Here is a 5,414-nt window from a genome sequence, read left to right as displayed (position 1 = left end):
CCATTCGTGTGTGCGGGGGGCGGGCGGGGGGGGGGGGCCTTCTTCCCGGGGTTACACCGGGCGCCGGGGGGGGGGGGCGGGGGGGGGGGGGGGGCCCCCCCCCCCGGCTTGTCGGTCAGTCGGTCTCTTCTTCCTCCACCCACCCCATGGTGCGCTCCACGGCCTTGAGCCACTTCTTGTACTCGCGCTCGCGAGTGGCCTCGTCCATGCGCGGGGTCCATTCGGCGGCGCGGTGCCAGTTGGCCCGCAGGGTGTCGAGGTCGGTCCAGAAGCCGACGGCGAGCCCGGCCGCGTAGGCGGCGCCGAGGGCGGTGGTCTCGGCCACGTACGGGCGCTCGACCGGGGCGTCCAGGACGTCGGCGATGTTCTGCATGAGCAGGTTGTTGCTGGTCATGCCGCCGTCGACCTTGAGGGCGGTGAGCTCGACGCCGGAGTCCTTCTGCATGGCGTCGACGACCTCGCGGGTCTGCCAGGCGGTGGCCTCCAGGACGGCCCGGGCCAGGTGGCCCTTGGTGACGTACCGGGTCAGGCCGGCGATCACACCGCGGGCGTCGGAGCGCCAGTACGGGGCGAACAGGCCGGAGAAGGCCGGGACGAAGTAGGCGCCGCCGTTGTCCTCGACGGTGTTGGCGAGGGTCTCGATCTCGGCGGCGGTGGAGATGATGCCGAGCTGGTCGCGCAGCCACTGGACGAGCGAGCCGGTGACGGCGATCGAGCCTTCCAGGGCGTAGACCGGGGCCTGGTCGCCGATCCGGTAGCCGACGGTGGTCAGCAGGCCGTGGTACGAGTTGACGATCTTCTCGCCGGTGTTGAGCAGCAGGAAGGTGCCGGTGCCGTAGGTGGACTTGGCCTCGCCCTCGTCGAAGCAGGTCTGGCCGAACAGCGCGGCCTGCTGGTCGCCGAGCGCGGAGGCGACCGGGACGCCGGCCAGGTCGCCGACGGCCTCGCCGTAGACCTCGGCGGAGGAGCGGATCTCCGGCAGGACGGCCATCGGCACGCCGATCGACTCGGCGATCTTGTCGTCCCACTGCAGGGTGTGCAGGTTCATCAGCATGGTGCGGCTGGCGTTGGTGACGTCGGTGACGTGCTTGCCGCCGTTGACACCACCGGTGAGGTTCCAGATCACCCAGGTGTCCATGGTGCCGAACAGGATGTCGCCGGCCTCGGCGCGCTCGCGCAGGCCCTCGACGTTGTCCAGCAGCCAGCGGATCTTCGGACCGGCGAAGTAGCTGGCGAGCGGGAGGCCGGTCTCGCGGCGGAAGCGGTCCTGGCCGACGTTGCGGCCGAGCTCGCGGCAGAGGCCCTCGGTGCGGGTGTCCTGCCACACCAGCGCGTTGTGGACCGGCTCGCCGGTGTTCTTGTCCCACAGGACGGTGGTCTCGCGCTGGTTGGTGATGCCGATCGCGCGGATGTCGTCCTTGGTCAGGCCGGCCTTCTCCAGCGCGCCGCGGACGACCGACTGCACCCGGGTCCAGATCTCGGCGGCGTCGTGCTCGACGTAGCCGGGCTGCGGGAAGATCTGCCGGTGCTCCTGCTGGTCGACGGCGACGATCCGGCCGTCGGCGCCGAAGATGATGCAGCGGCTGGAGGTGGTGCCCTGGTCGATCGCGGCGATGTAGTTGCCAGTGGAGGTCATCAGAGGGTCCTCGGCTCAGGATTCGGGGGTTCGGGGTGGGTGGGCCCGACGTAGTGGTCGGTCCCCGTGCTCGGCGGGTTCGAACCCGGCCCTTTAGAACATCGCGTTGTACAGACCGCCGGCCAGCGCGCCGCCGATCAGCGGGCCGACGACCGGAACCCAGGCGTACGACCAGTCGGAGCCGCCCTTGTTCGGGATGGGCAGCAGCGAGTGCACGATGCGCGGGCCGAGGTCGCGGACCGGGTTGATCGCGTAGCCGGTGGGGCCGCCCAGCGAGAGGCCGATGCCGACGACCGTGAGGGCCACGATCAGGGTGCTGAGGCCGCCGGCGGCCAGACCGTCGTTCTTGCCGAGGGTGAGGATCGCCATGCAGAGGATGAAGGTGCCGATGACCTCGGTGACGACGTTCTGGATCGGGTTCCGGATCTCGGGCCCGGTCGAGAAGATGCCGAGGGTGGGCTCCTCGTTGGCCTGGAACTGGCCGAGGTAGGTGAGCCAGACCAGCACGGCGCCGATCATCGCGCCGAGGAACTGGGAGCCGAGGTAGAGCGGCACCTGGTTCCAGTCGCCGCTCTTGATGGCGAGCGCGATGGTGACGGCCGGGTTGAGGTGGGCGCCGGACTTCGGAGCCGAGATGTAGGCGGCGATCAGGACCGCGAAGCCCCAGCCGAAGGTGATCGCCAGCCAGCCGGCATTGAGGGCCTTCGACTTCTTGAGGGTCACGGCGGCGCAGACGCCGCCACCGAGAAGTATCAGGGCGGCGGTGCCGAGGGTTTCGCCGACGAAGACGTCGCCGTTGGAGAACGCGGACACAAAGACTCCCTTGTCCATATGGCCCGGAGGTGTGGGTGGGGGCGGCCGGCCGATCGTTGTGCGGGTGAGCGCATCGGGGGATTGATCTTCCCGGCCATCGTTCGACAATGTCGACCGTTATGCGGAAGCTTCCTCCCCTGGTTGCCCTCGCGTCAAGGCAGGGTTACGGAGCTGTGACCCTTCCCCCGAAGTTACCCAGCGGAGCGGGCCAAACCGGGGCAAAACGCCAAGGCGCGGACAGGCCGATGCCCGTCCGCGCCTCAGCGTGACGATGTGGCCGCCGGTGCGGCCCGGGGTTTCAGAAGCGCCCGGCGCCCAGATCGCGCGAGATCGCCCGTGCCGCGCTGCGCACCGAGGCCACCAGCGACGGCTTCACGAAGCCGTCCTCGCAGACCCGCTCCACCGGGCCGCTGATGCACACCGCGCCCACCGGGTTGCGTCGCCGGTCCTGGATCAGCGCGCCGATCGAGGCCACGCCCTCCCAGGTCTCCTCGATCGAGTCCGTCCAGCCGCGCTCACGGATCAGCGCGCACTCGGCGTCCACGTCGGCCGCCTCGGTCAGTGTCCGCAGGGTGTACGACTCGTACGGCCCGTCGCCCAACTCGCCGCGCGCGACCGGGTCGTAGGCCAGCAGCACCTTGCCCAGCGCGGTGCTGTGCAGCGGCTGCATCGAGCCGACCTCCAGCACCTGCCGGGTGTCGTCCGGCCGGAAGACGTGGTGCACGACCAGCACGCCCTGCTGGTGCAGCACCCCCAGGTAGACGGTCTCGCCGGCCGCCCGGGCCAGGTCGTCCGCCCAGACCAGCGCCCGTGCCCGCAGCTCGTGCACGTCCAGGTAGCTCTGCCCCAGCCGCAGCAGTTCGGCGCCCAGCTGGTACTTGCCGCTCTCCGGGTCCTGCTCGACGAACCCCTCCTGCTGGAGCGTGCGCAGGATGCCGTGCGCGGTGCCCTTGGCGAGTTCCAGCGCCGTCGCGACCTCGGACAGGCCCAGGCGGCGCTCACCGCCGGCCAGCAGGCGCAAGATCGCGGCGGCCCGGGAGAGCGACTGGATCGGGCCGGGCATGGGGACCTCCGCGCTGACAGGCGGTCGACATTGTCGACCGCAGTGGTAACGGGACGAGTCTGCCAGGCCGTCGCCGGTCCGTGCACCTTCCCCCTCGGTAACCCGCGCTCGGCCGTCCGTTAACCTCCGCCGCCCGCCGACCCGCCGCCTGCCGCCCGCCGTGCCGCCCACCCCCCGACGTCCCCTCACTCCCCGACGTCGCTCGAGCGCCCCCGTCGCACCGCGACCTCCGCCGCCAGCGCGGCGATCCCGTCCGGCCCCACCCGGCAGCAGCCGCCCACCAGCCGTGCGCCGCCCGCCAGCCAGCCGCCCACCCGGGCCGAGCGGAACGTCGGCTCGCCGCGCCAGTCCCGGCGCGCGGCGTCCCACTCCTCCCCGCTGTTCGGGTACACCACCACCGGCTTGCCGGTCACCTCGGCCGCCAGCGCCACCGCCCGGTCCGCGTCCTGCGGGGTGCAGCAGTTCACGCCCACCGCCAGCACCTCGTCCACCCCGGCCGCCAGCGCGAACGCCTCCGCCAGCGGCTGGCCCGCCCTGGTCCGGCCGCCCGCCACGCTGAACGACAGCCAGGCCGGCACGCCCAGCCCGCGCACCAGCTCCAGCAGCGCCCGCGCCTCGTCCGCGTCCGGCACCGTCTCCAGCGCCAGCACGTCGGGCCCGGCCGCCGCCAGCGCCTCCAGCCGCGGCCGGTGGAAGGCCACCAGCTCCGCGGTGCTCAGCCCGTACCGGCCCCGGTACTCCGAACCGTCCGCCAGCACCGCCCCGTACGGCCCCACCGACGCCGCGACCCAGCGCCGCCGCCCGCCCGGCTCGGCCCGCGCCGCCTCCCGGGCCAGCTCCACGCTGCGCGCCAGCAGCCGTGCGGCCTGGGCCCGGCCCACTCCGCGCCGGGCGAAGCCCTCGAAGCTCGCCTGGTAGCTCGCCGTGATGGCGACGTCGGCCCCGGCCGCGAAGTACGCCCGGTGCGCCGCCACCACCGCCTCCGGCGCGTCCGCCAGCAGCCGCGCCGACCACAGCTCGTCGAGGAGGTCGTGCCCGGCCGCCGCCAGCTGGTTCGACATCCCGCCGTCCAGCACCAGCGGACCGGCCGCCAGCGCCGCGGCGAAGTCCGGCGGGGGAGCAGTGGGCATGGGGCCTCCTCGGGCGCGGTCGTTCCTGTTCACAGCCTAGAAGCCGGGCATCCCCGCGGACCCGGAAAACCATTTGCCGCCGGGGAACGGAATCGCTACGTTGTGCTCAGCCAGAGAACGACAGCACCCCGTACGGCGGCGAGCGCGGAGAGGAGCCGGTGATGGAAACGGACGACCCGTCCACCCCGCCCCCGACCACGCCCGCGAGCGAGCAGGACGAGCAGGAGTGGCTCGCCGCCTACGACCCGCGCGCCTACGCCCCGATCGCCGTCACCGTCGACGTGGTCGCCCTGACCTTGCGCCACAGCGGCCTGCACGTCCTGCTCGTCCAGCGCGGCGCCCCGCCCTACCAGGGCTGCTGGGCCCTGCCCGGCGGCTTCCTGCGCGCCGGCGAGGAGAGCCTGGACGAGGCCGCCGCCCGCGAACTCGCCGAGGAGACCGGCCTGCTCGGCGGCTCCGAAGTCGAGGCCGCGCTCTGCCGCGTCCACCTCGAACAGCTCGGCACCTACGGCGCCCCCGAGCGAGACCCGCGCATGCACGTCGTCTCCGTCGCCTACCTCGCCTTCGCCCCCGACCTGCCCGACCCGCAGGCCGGTACGGACGCCGCAGCCGCCACCTGGCACCCCGTCGCCGACCTCGACCTGGGCACCCGGCCCGGCGGCCGACCCCGAGCCGGGGGGGGGGGGGGGGGGGGCGCCGCGGGGGGGGGGGTAGGGTGATGAGGCGGGCGGCGACGCACACAAACCCCCTCAGAGCACGAACATCACGGAGA

Annotated in this window: 4 protein-coding genes and 1 pseudogene; 1 reads left to right on the top strand and 4 read right to left on the bottom strand. The window is 73.0% G+C overall.

Annotated features, from left to right (window positions below; genetic code table 11):
- Positions 1–115: 115 nt before the first annotated feature.
- From glpK to mmuM, 4 genes are all read right to left on the bottom strand, one after another.
- On the bottom strand, positions 116–1,636 hold the full coding sequence (gene glpK, locus ACFV6D_RS37385; protein ID WP_063350190.1) for a glycerol kinase GlpK: 1,521 nt from the start codon (positions 1,634–1,636) through the stop codon (positions 116–118).
- A gap of 93 nt (positions 1,637–1,729) precedes the next feature.
- The gene (locus ACFV6D_RS37380) at positions 1,730–2,467 is read right to left on the bottom strand and encodes an MIP/aquaporin family protein (RefSeq protein ID WP_063350191.1); all 738 of its coding nucleotides are present in this window, start codon (positions 2,465–2,467) and stop codon (positions 1,730–1,732) included.
- A gap of 280 nt (positions 2,468–2,747) precedes the next feature.
- Positions 2,748–3,512, bottom strand: coding sequence for an IclR family transcriptional regulator (locus ACFV6D_RS37375; protein WP_063350192.1), 765 nt, complete (start codon positions 3,510–3,512; stop codon positions 2,748–2,750).
- A gap of 185 nt (positions 3,513–3,697) precedes the next feature.
- Positions 3,698–4,642: a homocysteine S-methyltransferase gene (mmuM, locus tag ACFV6D_RS37370; RefSeq protein ID WP_380563174.1), complete on the bottom strand. Its 945-nt coding sequence runs from the start codon at positions 4,640–4,642 to the stop codon at positions 3,698–3,700.
- 263 nt (positions 4,643–4,905) lie between these two features.
- Here mmuM and ACFV6D_RS37365 point away from each other — a divergent pair.
- Positions 4,906–5,414: pseudogene (locus tag ACFV6D_RS37365) on the top strand (NUDIX domain-containing protein); the annotation flags it as partial.

The organism is Kitasatospora sp. NPDC059812, assembly GCF_042732075.1.
Classification (GTDB): domain Bacteria; phylum Actinomycetota; class Actinomycetes; order Streptomycetales; family Streptomycetaceae; genus Kitasatospora.
This window is presented reverse-complemented; position numbering and strand designations above follow the sequence as displayed.